The 25,352-nt window shown below is 69.1% G+C and carries 16 protein-coding genes and 5 pseudogenes; 14 read left to right on the plus strand and 7 right to left on the minus strand.

From position 1 onward, the window contains the following. The first annotated feature begins 67 nt into the window (after nt 1-67). The 6 genes from OG519_RS29450 (at nt 68) to OG519_RS29475 (ending at nt 8,601) form a co-directional block, all read left to right on the plus strand. Nucleotides 68-2,026: a hypothetical protein gene (locus tag OG519_RS29450; RefSeq protein ID WP_405590137.1), complete on the plus strand. Its 1,959-nt coding sequence runs from the start codon at nt 68-70 to the stop codon at nt 2,024-2,026. Continuing rightward, nucleotides 2,023-2,970, plus strand: coding sequence for an aldo/keto reductase (locus OG519_RS29455; protein ID WP_405590140.1), 948 nt, complete (start codon nt 2,023-2,025; stop codon nt 2,968-2,970). The genes OG519_RS29450 and OG519_RS29455 overlap by 4 nt, the downstream gene beginning before the upstream one ends. 55 nt (nt 2,971-3,025) lie before the next feature. Beyond that, nucleotides 3,026-3,367 carry an L-rhamnose mutarotase gene (locus OG519_RS29460; protein WP_405590143.1) on the plus strand — a complete coding sequence of 114 codons (342 nt, stop codon included), beginning with the start codon at nt 3,026-3,028 and terminating at the stop codon, nt 3,365-3,367. Next, nucleotides 3,364-4,407 (plus strand): zinc-binding dehydrogenase, encoded by a 1,044-nt coding sequence (locus tag OG519_RS29465; protein WP_405590146.1) that lies wholly within the window; start codon nt 3,364-3,366, stop codon nt 4,405-4,407. Before OG519_RS29460 ends, OG519_RS29465 begins: the two co-directional genes overlap by 4 nt. Further along, the gene (gene kduD, locus OG519_RS29470) at nt 4,404-5,177 is read left to right on the plus strand and encodes a 2-dehydro-3-deoxy-D-gluconate 5-dehydrogenase KduD (protein WP_405590149.1); all 774 of its coding nucleotides are present in this window, start codon (nt 4,404-4,406) and stop codon (nt 5,175-5,177) included. The genes OG519_RS29465 and kduD overlap by 4 nt, the downstream gene beginning before the upstream one ends. A gap of 502 nt (nt 5,178-5,679) precedes the next feature. Further along, nucleotides 5,680-8,601 carry an NEW3 domain-containing protein gene (locus OG519_RS29475; protein ID WP_405590152.1) on the plus strand — a complete coding sequence of 974 codons (2,922 nt, stop codon included), beginning with the start codon at nt 5,680-5,682 and terminating at the stop codon, nt 8,599-8,601. A gap of 1,072 nt (nt 8,602-9,673) precedes the next feature. Here OG519_RS29475 and OG519_RS29480 read toward each other — a convergent pair. Then, complete coding sequence (locus OG519_RS29480) at nt 9,674-9,808, minus strand: hypothetical protein (protein ID WP_405590155.1); 135 nt, start codon at nt 9,806-9,808, stop codon at nt 9,674-9,676. Nucleotides 9,809-10,276: 468 nt separating this feature from the next. Between OG519_RS29480 and OG519_RS29485 the strand changes: the two genes are divergently transcribed. Continuing rightward, on the plus strand, nt 10,277-11,734 hold the full coding sequence (locus OG519_RS29485) for an arabinofuranosidase catalytic domain-containing protein (protein WP_405590158.1): 1,458 nt from the start codon (nt 10,277-10,279) through the stop codon (nt 11,732-11,734). Nucleotides 11,735-12,518: 784 nt separating this feature from the next. Here the strand turns inward: OG519_RS29485 and OG519_RS29490 are convergent. Then, nucleotides 12,519-13,636 (minus strand): annotated as a pseudogene (locus tag OG519_RS29490) (IS701 family transposase); the annotation flags it as partial. Between the two features lie 236 nt (nt 13,637-13,872). Between OG519_RS29490 and OG519_RS29495 the strand changes: the two are divergent. Both OG519_RS29495 and OG519_RS29500 read left to right on the plus strand, forming a co-directional pair. After that, nucleotides 13,873-14,397, plus strand: a complete 525-nt coding sequence (locus tag OG519_RS29495; protein WP_405590160.1) for a hypothetical protein — start codon at nt 13,873-13,875, stop codon at nt 14,395-14,397. Beyond that, nucleotides 14,379-14,591, plus strand: a complete 213-nt coding sequence (locus OG519_RS29500) for a hypothetical protein (RefSeq protein WP_405590163.1) — start codon at nt 14,379-14,381, stop codon at nt 14,589-14,591. Before OG519_RS29495 ends, OG519_RS29500 begins: the two co-directional genes overlap by 19 nt. 240 nt (nt 14,592-14,831) lie before the next feature. Here OG519_RS29500 and OG519_RS29505 read toward each other — a convergent pair. Continuing rightward, nucleotides 14,832-15,233: pseudogene (locus OG519_RS29505) on the minus strand (RICIN domain-containing protein); the annotation flags it as partial. 1,883 nt (nt 15,234-17,116) lie between these two features. Between OG519_RS29505 and tpg the strand changes: the two are divergent. From tpg to OG519_RS29530, 5 genes and pseudogenes are all read left to right on the plus strand, one after another. Further along, nucleotides 17,117-17,527: pseudogene (gene tpg / locus OG519_RS29510) on the plus strand (telomere-protecting terminal protein Tpg); the annotation flags it as partial. Between the two features lie 145 nt (nt 17,528-17,672). Then, nucleotides 17,673-18,002: a hypothetical protein gene (locus OG519_RS29515; RefSeq protein ID WP_405590164.1), complete on the plus strand. Its 330-nt coding sequence runs from the start codon at nt 17,673-17,675 to the stop codon at nt 18,000-18,002. 217 nt (nt 18,003-18,219) lie between these two features. After that, nucleotides 18,220-18,732, plus strand: coding sequence for a hypothetical protein (locus OG519_RS29520; RefSeq protein ID WP_405590167.1), 513 nt, complete (start codon nt 18,220-18,222; stop codon nt 18,730-18,732). Between the two features lie 357 nt (nt 18,733-19,089). Then, nucleotides 19,090-19,689 (plus strand): hypothetical protein, encoded by a 600-nt coding sequence (locus OG519_RS29525; protein WP_405590170.1) that lies wholly within the window; start codon nt 19,090-19,092, stop codon nt 19,687-19,689. 394 nt (nt 19,690-20,083) lie between these two features. Beyond that, nucleotides 20,084-20,749 carry a hypothetical protein gene (locus tag OG519_RS29530; protein WP_405590173.1) on the plus strand — a complete coding sequence of 222 codons (666 nt, stop codon included), beginning with the start codon at nt 20,084-20,086 and terminating at the stop codon, nt 20,747-20,749. 254 nt (nt 20,750-21,003) lie between these two features. Here OG519_RS29530 and OG519_RS29535 read toward each other — a convergent pair. The 4 genes and pseudogenes from OG519_RS29535 to OG519_RS29550 form a co-directional block, all read right to left on the minus strand. Continuing rightward, nucleotides 21,004-21,640: pseudogene (locus OG519_RS29535) on the minus strand (integrase core domain-containing protein); the annotation flags it as partial. 171 nt (nt 21,641-21,811) lie between these two features. After that, a pseudogene (locus OG519_RS29540) lies at nt 21,812-22,794 on the minus strand (transposase family protein); the annotation flags it as partial. A 93-nt stretch (nt 22,795-22,887) separates the two neighbouring features. Further along, the gene (locus OG519_RS29545) at nt 22,888-23,499 is read right to left on the minus strand and encodes an HD domain-containing protein (protein ID WP_405590175.1); all 612 of its coding nucleotides are present in this window, start codon (nt 23,497-23,499) and stop codon (nt 22,888-22,890) included. A 768-nt stretch (nt 23,500-24,267) separates the two neighbouring features. After that, nucleotides 24,268-25,251 carry an alpha/beta hydrolase gene (locus OG519_RS29550; protein WP_405590177.1) on the minus strand — a complete coding sequence of 328 codons (984 nt, stop codon included), beginning with the start codon at nt 25,249-25,251 and terminating at the stop codon, nt 24,268-24,270. Nucleotides 25,252-25,352 lie beyond the last annotated feature (101 nt).

Below are 25,352 nucleotides of genomic sequence, written 5' to 3' on the forward strand. Positions count from 1 at the left end.
CCCCCCGCCGCGCAGGTGCGCACACGCGGCGTTCCTCCGCCGTCCCGTACGGGTGGGGTCCGCCGCCATGCCTGAATTGGAGATCTTCCTCATGCATCCCGTCATCACGGCCTCGGTGCCGCTGCTGGAGCCGCCGGGCTGGGCGACAGCGCAACGTGAGCTGTTCGACCTGCTCGACCAGGCATGGCGCCGGTTCGCCCGCGACTTCACCGGCCCCGACGGACGGCTGCGCTACTCCGACGGCCTCACCTCCCGCGACGGCGTCGACGACTTCTACGAGGTCTTCTTCAACTGGCCGCAGCTCTACCTGCTCGGCGGCGCCGACGACCTCCTGGAGCAGGCCGAGAAGCACTGGGCGGGCGTCACCCGCCAGCTCACCGAGCTGGGAATGCTCAAGGACGAGTACGAGCGCGGCTACGACTGGTTCCACCAGGGCGAGAGCCTGCTGCTGCTGTACTTCCTGTGCATGGCGGCCCCCGAGCGGTGGCAGCGGCGGGCGCTGCGCTTCGCGGAGCTGTACGTGGATCCCCGGCACGGCAACTACGACCCCGAGCACCGCGTCATCCGCCGCCCGCACAACGGCAGCGACCCGGAGCGGGAAGGTCTGTTCGACGGCGACGCCTACCCCTGGCTGCCCAAGGAAGCGCGGATGTACGGCTTCCCGCTCGGCTGGATACTGCCGCCCGGCGCCGAGGAGCCCCCGCTCGACGCCGACCCGCGGCTCGGCGCCGAGATGACCCGCCGGATGGGCACCGGCGACACCGCCGTCAACCTCGCCGCCACCGGACTGGTCCTCAACGCGTGGATACTCACCGGCGATTCCCGCTACGCGGACTGGATCGCCCAGTACGTCGGCGCCTGGCGCGAACGCGCCGCCGCCAACGGCGGCGTCCTGCCCGACAACGTCGCGCCCGACGGCACCGTCGGCGGACTGCTGGAAGGACGCTGGTACGGCGGCCACTACGGCTGGTCCTGGCCGCACGGCTGGTACAGCGTCGGCCACGCCGCCATCGTCGCCGCGCTGGCCGGCGCCGCCGTCACCGACGACGACTCCTACCTGGACCTGGTCCGCCCGGCCCTGGACGAGATCATCTCCCACGGCAAGGTGATGGCCTTCACCGACGCGGACTCCTCCATCCGCTCGAAGTGGACCCCCCAGTTGGCGCAGGACGTGGACACCCCCACCTTCCACGTACCGTTCCGGTACGGCGACGAAGGCTGGTTCGACCACAGCCCGATGCTGATGGCGGTCCCCACCGCGCTGTGGCACCACACCGCCGGCTCCGCCGACCGGGAGCGCATCGAGCACCTGCGCGCGGCCGCGGGTCACGACTGGCGAACGGTCCGCTCCTTCCGCAGCAAGGAGGAAGCCGGCCACGAGGAGCCCTGGCTCGCCTTCCTCGCCGGCGACAACCCGGACTACCCCGAGAAGATCCTGGCCGCCGCCCAGGCCCAGGTGCGCCACCGCCTGACCCGGATGGAGCTCTACCGCGGCACGGACGTGCCGGAGGCGGACATCCACCTGTGGCAGCAGTCCAACCCCGTCGTCACCGAGGCCCTGGTGCAGCTCACCTGGGGCGGCCCCCAGGTCGTCTACAACGGCGGCCTCCAGCAGGCCCGCCTGCGTTACTACGACGCCGCCGCCGGCCGCGCCGGCCTGCCCCCGTCCGTGGCCGCCCTGGTCTCCTCCATCGACCCCGAGGGCACCGTCGTCGAGCTGGTCAACCTCGACCCCCACCAGGCGCGCCCGCTGATCATCCAGGCCGGCGCCTTCGCCGAACACACCATCCACGCCGTGGAATACACCACCTGCCCGGATCCCTCCTGGATCGGCGACCTCTACGACTACGGCCACCGCGAGCCCGCCGTGGAGTCCGCCACCGCCGAGGTCGGCGGTCCCTGGCTGCGGGTGGAGCTGCCGCGCTCGTCCCGGATCCGCCTGTCGCTGCGGCTGGAGCTGCGCACCCAGGCACCCTCCTACCGCTCGCCGTTCGACCAGCGGCCGGCCGAGCCGAGCGCGTCGTGAAGCGCCACGCCCTCGGCGGGACCGGTCTGGAGGTCTCCGAGCTGGGATTCGGCGCCTCGCCCCTGGGCGCGGTCCACGGGGCGTTCGCCGAATCCGACGGCATCGAGGCCGTGCACACCGCGCTGGACCTCGGCATCTGTTTCTTCGACGTCTCGCCGTACTACGGGGCCACGCTCGCCGAGACGACCCTGGGCAAGGCGCTGCGCGGTGTCGAACGCTCCGGTTACGTGCTGGCCACCAAGGTCGGCCGTTACGGCGACGACGACTTCGACTTCTCCGCCGACCGGGTCCGGAGGAGCGTGCGCGAGAGCCTGACGCGTCTGGGGACCGACCACCTCGACCTGATCCAGTGTCACGACATCGAGTTCGGCGACCTCGACCGGATCGTCCACGAGACGCTCCCCGCCCTGCTCGAACTCCGGGACGCCGGCCTGGTCCGCGCGGTGGGCGTCACCGGCTACCCGCTGGACGCCCTGGCGTACGTGGCCGCCCGCGTGCCGGTGGACACGGTCCTGTCGTACTGCCAGTACACCGTGCAGGACCGCCGGCTGGCCGGGTACGCCCCACGGTTCGCCGAGCACGGCGCGGCGGTGATCAACGCCTCGCCCCTGGCGATGGGAGCCCTCACCGACCGGGGGCCGGCCCTTTGGCACCCGGCGTCCCCGGCCGTGCTCGAACGCTGCGCCGCGGCGGCCGCGCTGTGCCGTGCCCGCGGCGCCGACATCGCCCGGCTCGCCGTGCAGTTCGCCGTCGCCACCGGCGGCTTCGCCTCCACCGTGGTCGGCACCTCGAACGCGGGGGAGGTCCGCACCGCCGTCCAGTGGTCGAGCGAGCTGCCGGACCAGGAGTTGCTGCGGGCCGTCGAGAACTGCCTGGCTCCGGTGCGCGACGAGGGCTGGACCAACGGCCGCCCCGAGAACCAGCACCCCGAGCCGCGGCCATGACGGCACCCCGGCCGGCCCCGACCGCTGCCCCGCTCACCGCAGAAAGGGAATCCGCGTGAAACGTGTCGCGCAGACCATCGGGCTCCGGCCCGAACGCCGAGAGGAGTACCTCGCCCTGCACCGGGAGGTGTGGCCCGGCGTCGAGGCCGCCCCGCGGGCGGCGAACATCCGCCACTACAGCATCTTCCTCCGTGAGAACACGCTGTTCAGCTACTTCGACTACCACGGTGACGACTTCGCCGCCGACCTCGCGTCCATAGCCGACGATCCGGACACCCGGCGCTGGCGGACCCTGACCGACGACCCCTGCCAGCAGCCGTGGCCCGACTCCGGAGCCGGCGGGAACTGGTCCGACCTTGCGGAAATCTGGCACCTGACCGAGGAGTCGCCCGCGTGAACGCACGACGCGTCCTGTACACCGCGCCCGGAACGCTGACGGTGGACGACGCACAGACCGCCCCACCGCCCGCCGGCCACGTCCGCATCGACGTGGCGTACACCGGCATCTGCGGCACCGACCTGCACGTCTACCACGGCGCCATGGACGCGCGCGTCAAGCCGCCCGGCGTCATCGGGCACGAGATGTCCGGACGTATCGCACAGACCGGCCCGGGTGTGAGCGGATGGCAGGCGGGCGCGCCCGTCACCGTCATGCCGCTTGCCTCCTGCGGGCAGTGCCCGGCCTGCCGGGCCGGCCACACCCACATCTGCCACCGGCTGGTGTTCATCGGCATCGACGCGGACGGATCGCTCCAGAACAGCTGGACGGTCCCGGCCGACACGCTGGTCCGCCTGCCCGACGACCTGCGGCTCGACCACGCCGCACTGGTCGAGCCGACCGCGGTCGCCGTGCACGACGTCCGCCGGGCCGCCCTGCAACCGGGGGAGAAGGCACTGGTCGTGGGCGGCGGGCCGATCGGCCTGCTCATCGCGGTCGTGGCCCGGCGATCCGGCGCGGACGTGCTGCTGGTGGAGCCGGACCCTTACCGCAGGTCCATCGCCGAAGGCCTCCAGCTGACCGCCGTCAGCCCCGGCGACGACTTGACCGACACCCTGGACCGCTGGACCGACGGCGCGGGGGCCGCGGTGGCCTTCGAGGTGTCGGGAGCCGCGGCCGGAGTGACCACCGCCGTCGACGCCCTGGCCACCCGGGGACGCCTGGTGCAGGTCGCCATCCACCCCCAGCCCAGGGAGATCAGCCTGCACCGGGTGTTCTGGCGGGAACTCACCCTGATCGGCGCGCGCCTGTACGACCGGAGCGACTTCGAGACGGCGGTGGGCCTGATCGCCGACGGCAGCATCCCCGCCGCCACCCTCATCTCCCGCATCGAGCCGCTCGAACACGCCGAACGCGCCTTCCAGGCGCTGGAGTCGGGCGACGGCGTCATGAAGGTCCTGGTCGACTGCCGGGCCACCGGGGACGGGGGTGCCCGATGACCGCCGCCCGCACACCGTTCGACCTGTCCGGAAAGCTCGCCGTCGTCACCGGTGCCCGCCGTGGCATCGGCCTGGCGATCGCCGAGGGGCTGGCCGCGGCCGGCGCGGACATCGTGGGCGTCAGCGCCTCCCTGGAGGAGTCGGGCAGCGAGGTGGGCAAGCGCGTCACCGCGCTGGGCCGCGACTTCACGCCACTGCGCGCCGACTTCGCCGACCGGGCGGAAGTCGCCCGGCTGGCCGCGACCCTGGGAGAGCTGGGCCGCCCGGTCGACATCCTGGTCAACAACGCCGGCACCATCGCCCGCGCCCCCGCCGCCGAGCACCCCGACAGCGACTGGGACCACGTCCTCGCCGTGAACCTCAGCAGCCAGTTCATGCTGACCCGCGACGTCGGGCGCGGCATGCTCGAACGCGGCCGGGGGAAGATCGTCTTCACCGCCTCGCTGCTCAGCTTCCAGGGCGGGATCAACGTCCCCGGATACACCGCGGCGAAGTCGGGCATCGCCGGCCTGACCCGCGCCCTGGCCAACGAGTGGGCCGGGCGCGGCGTCAACGTCAACGCGATCGTGCCCGGCTACGTGGCGACGGACAACACCCAGGCGCTGCGTGCGGACCCGGTCCGCAACGCGGCCATCGTCGACCGTATCCCGGCCGGCCGGTGGGCCACACCCGAGGACATCGCGGGGGCCGCTGTCTTCCTGGCCTCCTCCGCGTCCGACTACGTCCACGGCGCCCTCCTCCCCGTGGACGGGGGCTGGCTCGGCCGCTGACGCCCCGGAAAGGATTGAAAGGGTTCAAACAGTCGAAAGGACAGCGGACGACAGTGCCTGATCTCCCGCCCCGACGGGAACGCGCCCCGCCCACCGACGAAAGCCGGTCCGGGACTCGGTGACCAACCGGATCCGCTCCACCAGCAAGCACCGTTCGCGGTACTCCTCCGCGCCCCCGCCGGAACGCCCGGCTGCGGGACCCGGACGCCATTCCCACCAGCGCCGCCGTCCACGGCGGTCCGATCCAGGGCCGGTCCGATCCAGGGCCGGCCGGCATCAGCCAGGCCGGGCCGACCGCCACCGAGACCGGCGAACCCGCCCCGCACGGGAACGACCGCCACCGAGACCGGCGAACCCGCCCCGCACGGGCCGACCGCCACGCGACCGCCCCGTGCGACGAGGACCGCGCCCGGTCTCCCCCCTCCTGTTCCTCTCCTCCTCCTCCTTTTCCTGCGTCTCCTTCTGGTCATCATCGGCTTCACCCTCGACAGACGGGACTGTTATGCACCGCTACCCACGGGCGGCCACTGCCACGCTCGCGGCGACACTCGCCGCGTGGGCGGGAACCGCGCTCACCGCGGCCCCCGCCCACGCCTCCGCCAGCCGGATGGACCGGATCGTCGTCTCCCCCGCGGGGGACCACGTGTCCAGAGCCGCCGGCCGCCATGTCACGACCATCCAAGAAGCCCAGAAGCTCGCCCGCACCCTGTCGGGCAAGGCCGACGTGGTCGTGTCCCTGGCGGGCGGCACCTACCGCCTGACCGAGCCGTGGAAGCTCACCAGCGCCGACTCCGGGCGCAACGGCCACACGGTCACCTGGCAGGCGCTGCCGGGCCAGAAGCCGGTGCTGTCCGGGGGACAGCAGGTGACCCGCTGGACGCTGCACGACACCGCCGACAACATCTACGCGGCGTCCGTACCGGCCGGCGCCGACGCACGGCAGTTGTACGTCGACGGCGCGCTCGCGCCGCGGGCCGCCGTCACCATCGCCCGCAGCGATGTGAAGGTCACCCCGAGCGGCATGACCATCGTCAACCCGGCCCTGGACTACCTGGCCACGCTGCCGCAGCAGAACCGCATCGAGGTGGAGAGCCAGAACTCCTTCACCGACCGCTACGCCCCGGTGCAGTCCATCAGCGGCACCACCGTCACCATGCAGCAGCCGGCCTGGAACAACAACAACTGGGGCTACGACACCCTGGCCAGCCCCTTCGCCGGCGGCACCCTCCAGTTGGAGAACTCCTACTCCTTCCTCAAGACCGCCGGCCAGTGGTACCTCGACCCGCAGGCGGGACAGCTCTACTTCAAGGCGCCCGCCGGGTGGAAGCCCGCCCAGCACGATGTCGAACTGCCGCGGCTCACGTCACTGGTGCAGGTCGGCGGCACCTACACCGACCCCGTCCACGACATCGCCTTCCGGGGCATCGCGTTCGAGCACACCACGTGGCTGGTGCCCGGCACCTCCATCGGCTACGCCGACCAGCAGAACGGCGCCTACATCCCGAAGGCGTATCCGCAGCCGGCCGACTTCATCACGTCCTGCCGCAGCGGCTGCCCGCAGTTCGAGGGCACGCGCAACGGCTGGAACCAGATTCCGGCGGCCGTGCAGGTCTCCGCGGCCAGTGGCATCACCTTCAGCGGTGACACCTTCGCGCACCTGGGCCAGGTCGGCCTCGGCATCGGCAACGACGCGGACGCCCACGCCTCCGGCGTTGGGCTCGGCGCCTCGGACATCACCGTGCACCACAACACCTTCACCGACGCCTCCGGCGCGGGCATCGTGGTCGGCGGCGTGCAGCCCGACGCCCACCACCCGTCCGACCCGGCGATGGTGGACAAGGACATCACCCTCTCCGACAACCGCGTGACCAAGGTCGCCGAGGACTACAAGGAGATGTCCGGCATCCTGTCGACCTACGTCACGCACGCCGTCATCACCCACAACGAGGTCTCGGACCTCGCCTACGACGGCATCGACGTCGGCTGGGGCTGGGGCTCCAACGACCCCGGCGGCAGCCAGGACTACCGCAACCGCGGCCTCTACGGCTACCAGCCCGTCTACACGACCCCCACGACCCTCAAGGACACGGTGGTCACCGACAACCTGATCCACGGCACCAAGAAGGTCTTCCACGACGGCGGCAGCCTCTACAACCTCTCCGCCAACCCGGGCGCGGTCTTCGAGGGCAACTACATCTACGACAATCAGCACACCGTCGGCCTGTACCTCGACGAGGGTTCGCGGTACGTGAAGCTGTCCCACAACGTGATCCAGGACTCGGGCGTGTGGGCCTTCACCAACTCCAGCGGCACGAACAACACCAACGACAGCACCTTCGACACCAACTGGTACAACGGGGGCGCCACCCAGGTCGCCACCGGCACACCGCACAACAACGTGCTGACCGGCAACGTCCAGGTGACCGGGACCAACTGGCCGCTCGCCGCCCAGCAGGTCATCTACCAGGCGGGCATCGAGCCGGCCCTGCGCACCGCCCCCGACAGCCGGCCGGCGCCGGCCGGCGCGGAGCTGACCGCCGAGCAGTCCTCGGTCGGCTCCGGCGGCGCAACCACGCTGACCGGCACCGTGCAAAACTTCTCCACCCGCGCGCTGTCCCACCTCACGGTCAGCCTGGATGTGCCCACCGGTTGGACCGCGCGGCAGACGGCCCGGCCGCGCACCCGGGTGCCGGCCGGCGGCACCACCACCGTCTCCTGGCAGGTGACCCCTCCGGCCACCGTCAGCGATCCGCTCGGTACCGCGTCCTTCACCCTCCACACGGGCTACCGCAGCGGCCGGTCCTCGTACACCGGGTCGTCCGCGGCGAGCGTCACTGTGGCGGGAGCCGTCACCACGCTGCACTCCTTCGGTTCCGTGCCCTCCGTCTTCGGTGAGGCGGGAGGCCGCTACGCCATCCTGACCGGCGGCAACGACATCTGGGGGGCCGGCGGGCAGCGGTTCGACGAATACGGCGCCCTCTACAGCCCCAAGGCGGCCGGCGAGAACGCGACGGTCACCGCCCAGGTCACCGCCCAGCAGGCGGTCGACCCGTGGTCGAAGGCCGGTGTGGTCCTGCGTGACGACCTCACCGCCCCCGGCTCCTCGCAGGGGTACGCGGCCCTGGTGGTGACCCCGGGCAACGGGGTCTCCCTCCAATGGCAGGACGCCGCGACGCCCGGCTACCTCGACCAGCTCAGCAGCTCCGTCGACAAGTCGGTCAAGGCGCCGGTCTGGCTGCGTCTCCAGCGCAGCGGTGACCAGGTGAGCGGGTCCTACTCCACCGATGGGACGACCTGGACCCAGGTCGGCTCGGCGGTCACCCTCACGGGTGCGGCCGCCACCGAGGACGCGGGCCTCATCGCCACGGCGCACAGCGCGAGCGCCCGGGGCGAGGCCGACTTCGCGGCCTTCACCGTCTCTTGATCCCGCACGCCGGCGGGCCGGGACCCTGCCCTCGCCGAAAACCTCGTCCGTGCAGGTCAAGCGGCATGGCGGCACTTGTAGAGGATGCTGCCGAGTCGGTCGTGTCTTCGGCTGCCGAGGTGCCGATCTGCCATGGATCGGTGGTCGGTGAGGGCAACGGGTGCAGTGGGCGGACGTTGGGAACCGGGGACGGCGTAACAAGGCGGCCCGCGTGTTCAGCGGCGATGCGGATCTTCGATCCTGCCCACGGCTCGCTACCGAGGCCGCACCCGGCGTGGGGGAGTGGGACCGGTGTTTCCTGATGATGGCACGGACCTCTGGACTGCGATGCCGATGTTCGATTGTCAGGTGTGGCCAAGCGAGGCGTACTCAAATAGAGACGTCTTGTGAAGTATCAGAAGAGGTTGCTGGGGACCGATTGGGGACCACACGCCGTTCGGGTTGGTGATCGATCGTCGCATAACTGCACGTAATGCGCAGGGAATTCGTCCCGAATGGCGGGGAAATCCCGGTCCTCTTCGCGACTGGGGGTCAAGGGGTCGCAGGGGGTTCAAATCCTGTAGTCCCGACGGTGTTTTCGCAGGTCAGAGCCTGTCTCCGCGTCGCGGGGGCAGGCTTTTGGCGTCTGGATTGTCCGTTTCAGATGTGAGAGCTTGTGAGAAGCCGTCCCCCCGGCGGCATCCCCGCAGGTCAGCGGCTCGAACTGCAGGGATCACTTGACCCGTGACTGGGTCGTCGCGACCATTGCTCCGACGAAGTTGGGCTGGATGCCGACGTTGCCGTCGCTGGGGGCGCTGTCGATGAGGTATTGCTGTGCGAGGTCCTGATAGTAGAGATCGTTCGGGGAGGTGTTGGTGCCGCTGGTTGAGAGATCGGCGGGTTTGACATTGTTGGAGGTGCCGGAATTTCGGGGGTCACTCCACCCTCGCTCCGGGCCCGCTCGACCAGCTGCCCGATCAACTGCCCGTCCAGCACGTCCGCCGGCAACTCGACCGGGCGTCCATCCTCATGCGACTCGACAGAGGCGATCACGTCGCTCATCAGGTGCTTCCTTGATCAGGAGATACACCGGTCACCGTACAGACCCGAGCTTGGTCGCGACGGACTTCATCGCGGCACGCTCGGTCTCGTAGGCAGGACGGGCCTCGGCGACCATACGCACCGCGCGACGCCGCAGTTCAGCGGGATAGGGGGAGGGACGTGCCATGACTCGATCTTCTCGAAGAATCGAGCCTTCGCTGAACCCGGAACGGTTCACCACGGACAGAAACGAATGCCTGCGCACCTATGGACACCGGCCCGCACCCTGCGTATAGATTCACTCCTTGCCACCGGGTCATCGGTCGCCCCGTCCCAGTTATATGAGCTCTGGAAAGAAGAATACGCAGGCCGCATGCAGTTAGCGCTAACAACCAGGGGAGCTGATTTGCGTTCGACGCCTTGGCCTGACCCTCCTTCTGGGTGTACGTCGCGGCAACTGTCTCACGCGGTGGGGGTGACGGAAGGCGTGACGCAAATGTGCCGGGAGGAACGAAGTGGAAGAAGCGCCCAACACTGTCGGCTGCGGGCCAGCATCAGGAGCCGGGGGATGTTAGCGCTAACTGCATGGCGTTGGTCAGAGCTGCCGTATCGGCGCTGTCCGATCCTGATTCACTGATCGAAAGGAGAAGCCATCATGGCTTTCGGGACCTTGAGAAAGGCTCTGGCCGCCGGGGCGGGGGCGTTGATCGCTGCCGCCTGTCTGGTCGGGGGTGGCACAACAGCCCAGGCTGCGGCGTCCCAGCCGTGTGACATCTACGCCGCGGGCGGGACGCCGTGCGTGGCGGCGCACAGCACCACCCGGGCGCTGTACGGCACGTACAACGGCCCTCTGTACCAGGTCAGGCGCGCGTCGGACAACACCACCCGGGACATCGGCGTCCTGAGCGCCGGCGGGGTCGTCAACGCCGCGACCCAGGACTCGTTCTGCGCCAATACGTCGTGCGTCATCACGGTCATCTACGACCAGTCCGGCCGTAAGAACAACCTCGGGCAGGCAACCGGGTACTGGCCCGGTCCTGCCGCCGGTGGATACGACAACTTCGCCGACGCGAAGGCGGCCCCCATCACCGTCGGCGGCCAGAAGGCCTACGGCGTCTACATCGCCCCGGGCACCGGCTACCGCAACAACCACACCAACGGCATCGTCACCGGCGACAACCCCGAGGGCATCTACGCCGTCGTCGACGGCACCCACTACAACCAGTGGTGCTGCTTCGACTACGGCAACGCCCAGACCGACGGCCAGGCCGACTCCCCCGCCATCATGGAGACCGTCTACTTCGGCGCCGACAAGCAGTGGGGCTGGGGTTCCGGAGCCGGCCCCTGGATCATGGGCGACCTCGAATGGGGACTGTTCTCCGGAGCGAAGGCCGGCTACAACGACCTCGCCCCGATCAACCACCGCTTCGTCACCGCGATCGTCAAGGGCGAGCCGAACCACTGGTCGATCCGCGGCGGGGATGCCCAGTCGGGCAGCCTGACCACCTACTTCGACGGACAGCGCCCCAGCGGCTACAACCCGATGAAGAAGGAAGGCGCCATCGTCCTCGGCACCGGCGGCGACAACAGCACCTCTGGCCAGGGCACCTTCTTCGAAGGAGTCATGACCTCCGGCTACCCGTCGGCGGCCACCGAGGCCGCCGTACAGGCCAACATCACCGCGGCCGGCTACGCGCCGGCGGGTGGCGGCGGCACCCCGCAGCAGGGCGCCCAGGTCGTGGGCAGTCAGTCCGGCCGGTGCCTGGACGTACCGAACTCCAGCACTACCAACGGCACCCAGGTGCAGATCTGGGACTGCGGGAGCGGCGCCAACCAGCGCTTCACCTACACATCCGGCAAGCAACTCCAGGTGTACGGCAACAAGTGCCTGGACGCTTCCGGACAGGGCACGGCGAACGGAACCCAGGTGATCATCTGGGACTGCAACGGCGGGACCAACCAGCAGTGGAACGTCAACAGCAACGGCAGCGTCACGGGCGCGCAGTCCGGGCTGTGCCTCGACGCCAACGGTGCAGGCACCGCGAACGGCACAAAGCTCATCCTCTGGTCCTGCAACAGCCAGTCCAACCAGCAGTGGGCCCTGCGCAGCTGACCTCGACCAGCCGGCTCGCCGCATGACGGTAATCGGATGAAACACACCTCGGGCGGAGGCCCGGACACCTCGGCGGGGCCACGGGCTCCCCGCGGCCGGGCCTCCTGCCGTCGGCCCGGCCGGAAGGCCGGAGCCGAGCATCGAACGGCACCACGCTCGGGACGGCGGCCGAGGGCAGGGGTCCCGCTCCTGCCCGACGCCCGAATGCGGTCCCCAAGGTGCCCTCGGCGAGACGGAAGGGTGGCCGTCGTTTGACGATTGGCTGCCGACCTGCGGGATCGGCTACATCGAGTGCGCTCGTTTCCCGTTTGAAGGGTTCTCGCACGGAACAGAGCTCCGGAGGCTCTCCCGCACGTTTCCGCAGGTCAACCGAATTATCTGACGGACCGTTGGGCTCATCACGGCACAAATACGTCACGCGCTCCGACCTGAAAACTGCCTACCCATCAGGCTGCCGCGCGCGGACCTAGTACTCCAGTGAGAGTTCTCCGTATGTCCTGGTCAGCGGCTTGGTGGCGGTGAGTGTAGCCGGGCGGCTGCGGGGCCGGAGGCCGTTTCGCGGGGAGCTCGCACGAAGGTGTGTCCGCGCCGTTTGTAGTGGCAGCGGCGTGCGTGTGCTTGGTGCTGGCGGCGCCAGTTGGACCAGGTCAGGGTGCGATCGCGGGATGTAGGACCGTGGCCGGGTCCAGTTGCCAGCAAACGTCGAATTTCTGCTGGTGTGAGGTCCACGAGCTCGGGTGTGTCGTGTGGTCTGCCCCTTTTCGCGTTCCTGGGCGGCCATGACGGCCAGGAGCGCGTGGGCGGGCATGGCGAGGGTGATGTGCCGATACCAGCCCACGAAGCGCCGGACTTCGTACTGGTCCAGTCCGCATTCGTTCTTCGCGCTCTGGAAGGACTCCTCGATGCGCCAGCGGCAACCTGCGATGCGGACGAGGTCGGCGGTGGTGGCGTCCAGAGGGGCGCAGGCGAGGTAGAAGGCGACCTCATCGGGCTTGGCGATGCTGCGGCGGGCCAGCATCCACCGCTGGCGGGTGGGCTCGTCACCGTCGAACTCCCATACCGACGGCAGGCGGCAGCCCAGTCGTAGAGGCGCTCGCCCTTCGCACCGGGTCCGGCGGACAGACGCCGCCAGGCCTTGGGCGGGGCCTGGGCGAGGAGGTGGTCGATGCGTGGGCCGTGGACCTGCTGGGATTTGGGGACCGCGACCACGTAGGATCCGGTGTCTTCCAGGAAGCGGCGGAAGCGGGAGTCCTGGCCGTAGGCGGAGTCCGCGGTGACCCAGGCGATCGGCAGGGGCGAGGTGAGAGCGCGTCGGACCATGGCCCGTGCCAGTTCGAGCTTGGTGGCGAACTCGCGCTCGTCGGGGATACGGGCGGCCTTGCAGCGTTCGCGGTCCTCGGTCCAGGACTTGGGCAGGTAGAGCTCGCGGTCGACCAGGGCGTGTCCCTTGTCCGAGGCGTTGGCGGCGAAGACGCCGATCTGGCAGTTCTCGGTCCTGCCTGCGGTCCCGGAGTACTGGCGCTGCACGCCGGCGGAGACGGTGCCCTTCTTGATGAAGCCGGTGTCGTCGATGATCAGGACTCCGTCGGGGGCGCCGAGAGGCTCGGCGACGTAGGCCTGGATATCGTCGAGGACCTGGTCTGCGTTCCAGCGAGCTCCTGCAAGCAGGTGCTGCAGCCGGTGCGGGGCCGAATGGCCTGCGTACTCGGCCAGTTGCCAGCTATTCGTGCGGCCCACCGGGCCAAGGAGTCCGCGCACGTAGTCCCGCATCCGCCGCCGGGGCTCGACCCGGCCGAAGCGGGAACCGACGCGGAGGAGCAGTTCGTCGAGTTCCTGGTCCCACTCTTCCGCGGGTAGATCGTTGAGCACACCGGTGGCCTGTCCACCGGGCTGCCACCGCATGCGCCGGGACACACCTTCGTGCGACCTCCCCGCGAAACCGCCTCCGGCCCCGCAGCCGCCCGGCTACACTCACCGCCACCAGGCCGCTGACCAGGACATACGGAGAACTTTCACTGGAGTACTGGTACGCGAAACAATTGTGCCTCCCTGCCGCGTTGATGTCGCGTCGATGATCACGGTGTGAAGGATCGCAAGGGGCGCATTTGAGGCTGTTCACGCTGGGTGAGGGAAACGCTGTGGAGATCGTGCCGCAGGCGCTGGCGTTCGAGCGGGATCTGCAGGGGCTGGTCGAGGCGAATATGCCGGCGTCGCTGGGCGTGCGCTTCCTGGCGAGCGAGTACAGCTCGGGTCCGGTGCACGGTGGGCGGATCGATTCGCTGGGGATCGACGAGAACGGTGCTCCGGTGGTGGTGGAGTACAAGCGCGGGCGTGACCCGGGGGTGACCACGCAGGGGCTGTTCTATCTGGCGTGGCTGACTGATCACCGGGCGGAGTTCGAGGCCCTGGTCCGCGCCCGGCTCGGGGTTCCGGCCGCGTCCCAGGTGCTAAGGAGCGCGCCGAGGTTGATCTGCGTCGCGGAGGACTTCACTCGCTACGATCGGCACCCGGTCGGTGGATCCGCCGCTGCATCGACCTGGTCCGCTACCGCTTCTTCGGCGCCGGCCTGCTCGGCCTTGAGCCGGTCGTCACCGATGCGGCCCGCGACCACAGCCCGGGAGTGGGCCCCGGTCGCGCCGCGTGCATGCCGGAGAAACAGCTAGCCGGTGACGGGATCGGCGAGCTGAGGGATGCCCTGGACGAGGTGCTGGTGTCGCTGGGCGAGGACGTGCGGCGGATCGAGCGCAAGCAGTACCGGGCCTACCGCAGGCTGCGGAATATCGCCTGCGTCGGCCGCGGCCAGCGTAGCGAGGTGCTGGTCTGCTGCGCGAGTACACCGCCTCGGCCACGGTGGTGAAGCCCTGCTTGTACCAGCCGCCCCCGGGCACCATGATCGACCTCGTGCTCTGGCCGGCCGGGGTGAATCTCCACGACCCGGACAGGTCGACGGACGCGACGGCGGCGCCAGCCGCGGCGTAGCTGCGGGCACCGGCGTTCGCAGCGGCCGCGCCCACACCGGTGGCCAACAGCCGTCGTCGCGTAAGCCGGTGCTGGTGCTCTGGGAACGAATCCGAAATGGGCATGTGGAGCGAGCCTTCTACCGTAAGGTCCACTTCTGGTTGCTGCCGCCGTTGCAGGTCCACAGCTCCAGCGGCGTGCCGTTGGCCGTTCCCGCGCCGGTGGCGTCGAGACAGAGCCCTGATTGGGCTCCGGTGATGGTGCCGTCGGCGTGCACCGTCCACTGCTGGTTCTGCTGGCCGTTGCACGACCAGATGACCACCTTGGTGCCGGGGCTGGTGCCCTTGGCGTTCGCGTCCAGGCAGCTGGTGCCGAACACCTGCAACTGGCCCGAGGCGGTGTTGGTCCACTTCTGATTGGTCCCGCCGGTGCAGTCCACCAGCTGCACCTGGGTGCCGCCGGCCTGGGTACCACCGGGCACGGTCACACACCGCCCCGAACCGGCACCGACGATCGCCACCGACGTCGGCGGCGGGGGCGTGCCGGTGCCAGGCACGTACGGGCACTTGGGCTGGTAGGCGGAGATCGAGGACGGGTCGGGAAGCGTCGGGCACAGGAACTGGGTGTAGCGGGTGTCGCTGTCCACGAACACCTTCAGCCACGGGATGATCAGCTTCATCTCGACGTTGTTAGGGTGCGTGTAGTACACGTGATCCGCCCCGGCGATCTGCGCGAAATCGCTCTGCGTCGAAGCCGGGAGCGTGCTGTACAGATTGCTCAGATACGACGGCGTGACGGTCCCGTCGTTCTGCCCGCCGACGATCAGCGTGGGCACCGTGTCCGTGGCCAGCGTCAACCCCTGGCCCGGGAAGCCGGGAGCCAGCCCGATCACCGCACGCAGCTCGGGATGCTGCTCGGCCTCCTCCATGGCCCCGGCCCCGCCCGCGGAATGGCCCAGCACGGACAGCCGGGCCGGATCGACCTGGTTCTTGACCGGGCTCTGGGTGGTCAACCAGGTCAGCGCGGCCTGCAGTTCGGCGGCGCGCTGGCTGTCGCTGTCGGTGCGGGTGTTGGTCTCGGTGCAGATCACGACGAACCCGAACGAGGACAGCCACGGGCCCATCCACGCCTCCTCGGCCGAGCACAGCGCGCTGTATCCCGGCACGATCGCCAGCGCACCCCACGTGCCCTGGCCGGTGTCCGTCGGGTAGTACACCACCCCGCCGCCGAACCCGTTGCCGGCCGGAACACTGAGCTGCGCGGTGGCGAACGGACCGCGACTCGCCTCGATCATCGCGATCGTCGGGTCCGGACCACGTTGCGTCCCCGCCGCCTGCACCACCGCGGCGCCCGCGCCCGACGCACCCGGCCGGGCGACGGCCGCCCCGGCCGCGAACACCGCCGCGAGCAATGCCGCGACGGCCGCGACCACGGCGACCGCCAGCCGAAGCGAATACCGCCGAAGCGCCGACCTGGCTCCCGTCCGCGCGCCGCCGATCGGCGCCGCCGATCGCCTCTGCCACTGCATGACCCGGCCTCCTCAGGACTTGCGCAGCGTTCACCGCCCGCGCGGTCAGACGGGCGCACAGCTTGCCCAGAAGAGATGGGATGTGTACACGAGTTGTCGGACCGTGTGGGTAAAGATGGCAGGACATCGGCGAGCACGCAATGGCGCGGCCATAAGTTCGCCGGGACCCGCTGAAGATCAGCCGGTCTTCGCGAGGTACCTGACCATTGCCTTTCGGATCTATCGACGTTCAACTCCTGCGCGCCGCCTCCCGCCCGGTGAAACTTTCCGTCCCATAGGCACGGAGACCCGATTGATCAGCCCCCTGACCTGGTATGCGGCCAAAGAACGGCCGACACATCCCATGTCTCAGCTTGACCATTAACCTCGCTGCTGTTTCAGGCGGATCTGTTCGGTGGGGGTTTCGATGCGTTTCGGGGTCTTCTGAGCTTGTTCCGCTTTGACGGACACCATTGGTGTGGTGGTCAGGCTGCGTGTGCGGTCTCGTACTCGGCGGGGCTGCGGTAGCCGAGGCTGCTGTGCAGTCGGTGCAAGTTGTACCAGCCCTCGATGATCCCGTTGCTCAATTGGGTGAATGCCTTCGATCTCGGTCTTGGTGGGTGGGTGAGGGGTGGAGCCTGAGGTTGGGGACTCGGGCGGCAGGCCTGCGGTTCGATCTTGGGCGGAGGGAGTGTTCAATGATCGGCCCTGTCTCACATCCGGTGGTGACGTACCGCGACGATAGTGACGCGTAGCGATAAGCCCAGTTCGGCTCGTCGCTCAGGACCCTGATGCTCCGGGTCTGTGGGAGGAGAGACGCCTGGCCCGGATGGAAATCCACTGCCTTGACCAGCTCATTCTTCAATGACTTACCGTCACCACCGGATGTGAGACAGAGCCGTTTATTAGACACTCCCCGCACCGTCGAGCGGTACGCGAGGGACCAGATCAAGCGCCCCCGGGCGGACCTCGCCGCCCGGCTGGAGACCGAGGTCAAGAAGCGGTGGCAGCCGCAGATCCGCGCCAAGGCGAAGGCGAAGGCGGCCAGCACCGGCGGCATCGTCATCGACACCCGCGCCCGGCTCGGCTATACCGCGCCGATCGGCTCGACCGACCAGGACCGCATCCGGCACCTGACTGTCGCCCTGCCGCTCCAGTACGCCGCCCGCCTCTTCGACGCCCAGGAGCAGGGGGCCACCGATGCGCGGCTGCAGGAGATCGCGGCCGACGCGCTCAAGGAGGTGTACTTCCAGGACGGCGGCCGCCGCGCCGGCTCCCTCGAGGAAGTCCGCTTCACGGACATCGAGCACCTGGAGTTCGACCTGTAGCCAGGTCGGCGTCTCTGAACAGGCCGCGAGCCCGGACCAGTTGGTCCGGGCTCGCTCGCGTAGCCGCGGAGCCGGATGCTCACGCAAGGTCGGCCCAACGACGGCCAGGCGCCCGAGGCGGCCCGTTCTCGGAATCGGCCGATGAATGCGAGAGACGAAGATGACCACACCCGGGCAGCCCTGGCTCGCCGCGCGCCGGCCGGCAGCATCGCGCATCGCCCCGCTCTACGATCCGGTCCGCGCCGCCCGGGGCTGGGTGCACCGCCGCGCCCGCGGCATGGACGCCGGCGCCGTCGCGCGGGCCCTCGCGGAAGCCCGGTTCGACGCGCGGCAGGACTCCCAGCACGAAGACCTGGCCGGCGACGAACACAGGCCCGCGGAGCTCGGGAGTGGGAGAGGATCGCGCAGCTGCTCGTCGCCGCGGCCGCGCACAGGAGCAGGGCATGTGGGAATCGTGCGCATTGACGCGGTGTGAGTGTGTGAGTGCTGTAGGGCTGCCAGCATGGCAACGCACATCAGGCGTGGGTCTGACGATGGAGAGGGACAGGATGGAAATACGCTTAGGGAACCTGCTGGTGTCAGCGGTGGTGTGTGGTCTCGTCGTCGGCTGTGGTTCGGCTTCGTCACCGGACCCGGCGGCAACCGGTCACGGATCGGGTGCCGCTCCCAGACCGTCTGCCGTTCACCACCCGGTGACCGTGCTGACGAGCTCGGACGGTTTCCGCTTCAAGGTGAGCGGTGCGGGCGCGCACACGACGCCGACGGACCCGGACGGGAACACGGCGTCCCCGGGGCAGGCCTACGTGTATGCCGAGATCGACGTCACCAACCTGCAGAAGGACCGCGGCGGCCCGCTCGGCGTCCTCCTGTCCGATCTCCTCATCGCCGTGCCGCAGGCCGTTGTCCCGGACGGGGGACGCGCCTATGCGTGCGAATTGGAGGACCACGGCATGTGCCTGCGCACCGGCAGGTGGACGCACGCCGATGCAGATGGCGGCACAGACGACCTGAACGGCCTCGGCTCGGACCCAGAGACCTCCACTATTCCGCCAGGCGGGACCTGGACCGTACGCGGCTATTTCGGGTCCGTTTCGCCGATCAATGACACGCACGATGTCGGCAAGGTCCAGCTGTTCTCCACGCCGAACCTCGCGGAGAAGTTTTTGAAGAAGAGCGACCCTCGAACAGCGATCCCCCTGAACTGATCGCGACGCCACATACAAGCACCAGGCGGGAACGCAGAACTGGTCGAACCGGCGCCCGCAACGGCCGCGCCCGCAGATTCGCTGTCGACCTCCCCATCTGCGAGAGCCAGGCGGAGGCGCTGGACGAACTCAAGGTGTTCGACCGCGGATCGGACAAGGGGCGGATCGTGGTGGAGATGCTGCCCGCCAGCGCCGCTGTGGCGGTGGACCCGAGCCTGCCGGAGCCAGACCTGTCCGGCCTGGGGGACATCCGACAGCCCCCCACCAAACGGTGGGGGGCTGCCGTGTTCCTCGGCGCCGAGGGCCTGATTGATGCGTTCCTACTCCTGACTGGATGTCAGGTAATAGCCTGACGGCATGGGGTGGGTGGAAGCAGCGGTCTGGGGAGCTCTGGGCGGATTCGCCCTGGCGTCCAGCGACTACATCAAGGCCGTACGCCGCCACAAGCGCATGCCCTGGGCGATCACCGAGAGCGCTGGTCGGGGGCAGGACACCGCCGCCGCCAACACGGTGACCAGCGCACCCGGCAACAGCCAACAAGAGCCGGCTGTACCGGCGGGACCCTTGGCGTACGGCATCTCGATCGTGCTGCAACTCGGACTGGGAGCGGTCCTAGCCGCCGCCGCCGCTCGAACCATCAGCGACCTGTCGGCATGGATCGCGTTAACCCTCGGGGCCGCCGGCCCAACGGTGCTCGACAAACTGTCCGCACTCGTACCCCTAGTCCTACGCCAACTCGCCAACGCCCCGGACGGGCTCCCCGGCGCCACCGGCCCCCCCGCCCAACAGACAGGGCAGGCGCCGGAACAGCAGGGATCCGATACGCCCCCCGCTACGTCCAACGGACATCCGACCGAGTCGGCGGACGGCCCGGCAAACGGAATCGCCCTGCCGCGCACCCCGTCGCAGCTCGGCATCTTCGACGTGCCAGCGACGTCAGAGGAAGGGGGGCCCTGACACCATGCGTGCTGACTCGCTCGCCGGACAGGTCATAGCCGTACTCTCCCACCGCACACCGGCCTTCCGACCACCGCCGGGAGAACCAGACACGCTCGCCGAACGCCTCGCCTTGCTGCGGTCAGCCCGATTCCGCCAACCCACAACCCGGCGATCCGGCAACCAAGCCGACAGCGACGCCACAGGGTTAGCAGCCAAGGTGCCGACAGCTCCGTCAGGCGCGACGACCGAAGTCCGACCCGGTACTCGGCTCCCTCCGGTCCGCGTAGGCACGCTGCCGACGGCGAGGGGCGCACGGCAGCCCGTGAATCGGCGGCCGGCAGCAGGTTCCAGAATCCGTCCGCGCCCGAGCGCCATATCAACCAATTACACTCTGCCTCGGGGAGCCTTCTTTTTGGCTCTACTCAGCATCATTGGCAGCCTGACCATGTTGCTTTACGTGGGTCCGCATGAGCTCACCGCAGGCGCCAACCGCGACCGATGCGGAGACATTCCGTGCGACTTGGTAACGACGAGCCCGACGCCGGACCGGACCAGTCCGATACTGGGCGCAAGCCCCGGATCAACAGCAACCCCTACGCCCCCGGACAGCGACGGAACCGAACCGGTCACACCAACATTCCCCTGCGCTGCTCCCAAGAAAGCCCACGGCTTCAGCGCCGCCTTCATCGACCCCTGCAACGGCGCGATGATCACGTTGAACTACCCCGAGATCACTCTCGACGTGCCCCGCTACCCAGCCGAAGACGGCTCACAGGGGCAACTCTGGGTATTCACCAGATTTCTCAGCAACATTCAGGGCCCAGTACTCGAAGGTCGGCTCTACCCCGAATCCCAGGTCCAACCTGGCAATTCCACGGAGGTCAGTGGCAGCACCTGGGCCAAGGAACTCGACCTCTACACCATGTGCCAGGAGCGCGGCCGGCTTCAGCTCCTCACCTATTGGTTGCCGCCGAGTGCGGCCCCGGAAACCGTGAAGTGGTGGGCGGGGAACCCCGTCAATACCCCCGCAGGCGCCGTTCAGCTCGACGCTGTCACTGTCAGAACGGGTGACTGCTGAGCAACCGATGCGCATCACGCAGACAGCCACCACCGACCGGAGGGGGCTGGCGCGTTCCTCGACGCCGACCGCCATAGGGCAGCCGCCACCTCCCCCCACTATCCTCGGCCGCCGCCCGCTCCACAGTGATCTTGAGACCGCCGGCTTCACCCGCAGCTCCTCCTGGCCCGTTGCCCGCCTAACGTCCGCCTTCAGCAGCGTCACTGCCACCATCTCCGCAGCACCGTCCTTGCTGATAGCCTCGTCCGTGCAGGTCAGGCGGTATGTTGGTACTCGCGGAGAATGCCGCCGAGCCGGTCGCGTCGTATGTCGAGGTGGGCGATCTGGCCTGGATCGGTGATCGGCGGGGGCAATGGGTGCAGTGGTCGGGCGTTGGTGATGCCCTGGTGTGGACGGTGCTCGTTGTAGAACCCCTCGAACTCGCGTGATGCGTGGAGAAGGTGCCCGTGGTTCCAGATCAGGGTGCGGTCCAGGAGTTCACGTCGGCAGGTGTAGACCCACCGCTCCATGATCGCGTTCATTCGCGGTATGCGTACGCCGCTGAGCATCACCTTGATCCCGGTGTCGGCGAGGATGGCGTCGAAGAGCGCGGGGAACTTCCGGTCGCGGTCCCTGATGAGGAACCGTGCGCTGGCAGCCGGTGTCTTCGAGGTTCATGGCGAGGTTCTTCGCCAGCTGTGTCATCCACGCTGCGGTGGGGTGCGCTGTCGCGCCCAGGACCCGGATGCGGCGGCTGGCGTGCTCGATCATCGCGAAGACGTACAGCCGTGCCCCGGACAGGGTGAGGGTTTCGAGGAAGTCGCAGGCCAGGAGGGCATCGGCCTGGGAGTGCAGGAAGTCTGCCCACGTAGTGGAGGCCCGCGCAGGAGCGGGTTGGATGCCGGCTCGCAAGGCCGCGAACATATTCGACATGCCCGGGTAGGCGAGTTTCAGCAGCACGAGTGATCATCATGCCGAGGAGACCGTCATCCCCGCCAGAGCGCCGGGCCAGCTCTGGGACGCGACAGCGCGGAGTCCACGAAACCGGCCCTGACCAGGGTGGATGAGGTTATCGGCAGGGACAAGGTCGGCCGCTCGGATTTGGGCGATCCAGGAGGTGAGCGCGTCGGCATTGCCGGGTTGCGGTGCCAGGAGTGGGGCGAAGTCCGCGATCGCCTGTGCCAGTTGGGTCATCTCGGGGCAGGCCGCGGTGAGCTAGGCCAGGAGTTCGTGTTGCCCGGCCTTGAGGTTGTCGGGCCTGGTCAGCAGCATCCGGGCGAGCCGGCGCGGGGAGATGTGGCTGCGGTCGGCGTCCGCACGGCCCTGGCTGATGTACTTGTGCGGGAGGTTGAGGCAGCCTTCGTAGCCGAGGGCTTTGATCTCGTCGAAGAGGTGCCTGACGGGGACGGTGGGGTCTTCGGTCCGGCGTTTGCGCAGGTGGTCGCGGTAGGGGTCGACGAGGCCGGCGCGGTATTTGGGGACGCGGAGCATCCGCTCGGGCTTCTCGGCGCAGGCGTAGCGCTTGACGGTGTTCAGGGCCAGTTGGAGGCGTCGGGCGGATTCGAGCAGGCCCACGCCCTGGTCGATCAGGCCGTGGACCTGATGCCAGCGCTCCAGGGCGGTCGGTGCGCGGGGCCCGTCGTAGATCGGCGCGTCCAGGACGGTGGCCCAGCAGGTGCTGTGTGCCTTCACCTCGCTCAGGGCGGCTTCGACCACGGCCTTGACCTGCCTGGTCAGACGGGCCGTGCGCCGCTGATAACGCTCCAGCACCCCGGGCACCTGCTCGCGGAAGGTGTGGCGGCACCCGGACGTAGGACACAGCAGACGCCGCACCCGCACACGGACCACCACCCGCCGGCCGTCGACCGGCACGTCGGCCACCGTCCGCAGCCGATAGCCGTGCACACGCCCCGATGAGGCCCCACACACCGGGCAGACCGCATCCTCCTGCGGAGTCCCGCACGCACCTCGATCCGCTCACCCTCGTCGACCACGTCCTCGACGACCAGCGGGAACAACCCCGAAAACACCATCTGGAAAAGCTCGTTGACGTCCCTCACGCCAATAACAACGATCCCTACGACTCTCCGTCACCACCGAAAGTAAGACAGGGCCGTTAAATGGACACACCCGAACGCCGGGCGTGAGGGTGAGGGCCCTCAGGTGAGGGTGTCCAGGCGGTTGGCCGTCATGCGGGTGTCGAGGCCGGAGTGCACCGCGCTGGCAGCGGAGCTGTCCGGTTTGCGGGCGGCCTGTGCCTGGAAGCAGGCGAGGAAGGCTTTCGTGAAGTCGAGGCGTGGGTAGCGTGCGACCACTTCCCGGCGGAAGTCGCGGTCGAAGTCGTCGAGGTCCGCGCCGACGACGTCCGTGGCGGTGGCGTGGGCCAGCAGGTGGCCCTCGGGGTCGGTGGATGCGTCGACCTCGGGCCACATGTGTCGGATGATCACCTCAGAGAGGCGTTCGCGGCGTTGTGCCGTCCATCCCGCGCCGGCCCCGAACACGCTCGCCACGTGGCCGCCCGCTTCCTCGAACGCCAGGGTGTGGCTGTCGAAGGCTGTAACCAGGCCGAGGTCGTGGAACAGAGCCGCCACATAGAGCAGTTCCTGGTCGAATGGGATGCCGCGGGTGGTGCCGCGGGCTGCTGCCCATACGTAGGACCGCAGGGAATGGTTGAGCAGTGCGGGCGACAGGTAGGCGGATGCCACCTCTCGGGCGGCAGCCGACACCGCGGTGCCGGGGAGTACGAGTTCATTGAGAGTGGTGCGGGTCATGAGTGCTCTCCTCCGGCCGGGTCATGGGTGACATAGCTGATCGTCCTGCCCGCGAGGGGCGAATAGCCCGGGTGACATCCGGGTGTCGTGAGCGAGATGGATGCCTCGTTCCGGCGGACCTGCCAGCGCGGTGCGGCACCGTGGGTCACCCGAGGACACCGTTCCACCCAGCCGGGTCCCCTGTATACGGCGGCGGCCCTGGCCCTTTCGTGGCCTGCCCTGGCTGCTCCCAGGGGACACCGGTCCGGCGAACTTCCCCGGCGCGGAGTAGACGGTGTGGATCACCCTTTCGGTCTCCGTAATCTCCTTCAGCCTTCTGAGATGGGCCCGCATCTCTTCCAGCGGCGGCTTCCCCATCATGTTCAGGGACGACCCGCATCGAGCGCGGACATCTGCTCGCGGACCCGGGTCTGGCCCGGATGTGCGCCCTGGGCGAGGCCCATCTCCCACCCCGCCCGTCTGCAGTCCGCGCGGCGCCTTCGTCTGGTAGCGGATCAGGGTGTTGTCACGTACCCCCGTCGTTTCGACCGTCCAGTACAAGCCGACTCCCCACGGGTCTTGGATCGTCCACCGGGACCCCTCGGGTGCCAGAGGCTCGACAGCCATGACGCCCCTGAGGAAACGCGCACCCAAAGTTCCGGTAGAAAGCAAAGATATCTTGGCCACGGGACGCTGCGTGACACCGGCGTCGATCGTGATTCCGCGCCGCCCCGGCCGGTGGAGTGCCGGGTGGCGGACATCAAATCTCTGCGAACATGCGTCGTCCGATCACGCCGGGGGGTGTCCGTGGAGGGCCTGGCGGAGAGCGTCGACAGTGAGCTCCCGGCCAACGGTGGCTGCACGGGTCGCCCGCATGCTGTCGAGCATGAGGAAGTCGTGGACGGTGCCCAGGACCCGTACGGCCGTGACGTTGACACCGGCTTCCCGGAGTCGGGCGGCATAGGCTTCGCCCTCGTCCCGCAAGATGTCCGCCTCACCGGTGACGACCAGAGTGGGCGGCAACTCCTTGAGCTGTTCGGCCCGCGCCCGCAGCGGGGAGGCGTACGGTTCGGCCCGCCGTCGCGGGTCGGGGACGTATTGGTCCCAGAACCACGCCATGCCCTCGCGCGTCAGGTAGTAGCCGTCGGCGAACTGCCGGCAGGACCCGGTGTCCATCCCCGCGCCGGTTACCGGGTAGAGCAGTACCTGCGCCCTGAACCGCGGGGTGCCACGTTCTTCCGCCAGGAAGGCGAGTGCCGCGGCCAGGTTCCCGCCGGCGGAGTCCCCGGCGAGGGCGATCCGCGCGGGGTCCAGGCCGTGAGAGCCACCCTGCCCGGCGATCCATGCGCCGACCGTGTGGCTCTGCTCGATCTGCGCCGGGTACCGCGCCTCGGGCGCCCTGTCGTAGAGGGGGAAGACGACGGCGGCACCCGCGCCGGTGGCGAGTTCACGGACCAGACGGTCGTGCGTGGTCTCATCGCCGAAGACCCAGCCCCCGCCGTGGAGGAACAGCACGACAGGCAGCTCGCCGCGGGCGCCCGCGGGGCGGACGATGCGGGTGCGGACCCTCCCGTACCGGCCGGCGTCGACTGTCACCCAGGTCTCCTCGACCTCCGGTTTCCCCACTCCCCGCCCGGCCTGGAGAGCGACCAGACGCGCACGCCCCTCCTCCGGCGGCAGCTCGTAGCTGCGCGGGTGGGGGAAGGTCGCATGGGCCGCTGCCAGCGCGGGCTGTTCGAGAACCGGTACGGGGGGTGGTGGAAATCCGGTCATGTGACGGGTGCCCTTCCCGTGTCGCAGGGGTGGGCGCCTGGCCGCCGGGCGTTTTCCCAGCGGCGCTGTACTCCGCCTGCACTACTGTGGATCGCAGGTTT

The organism is Streptomyces sp. NBC_01190 (assembly GCF_045039895.1).
GTDB lineage: Bacteria > Actinomycetota > Actinomycetes > Streptomycetales > Streptomycetaceae > Actinacidiphila.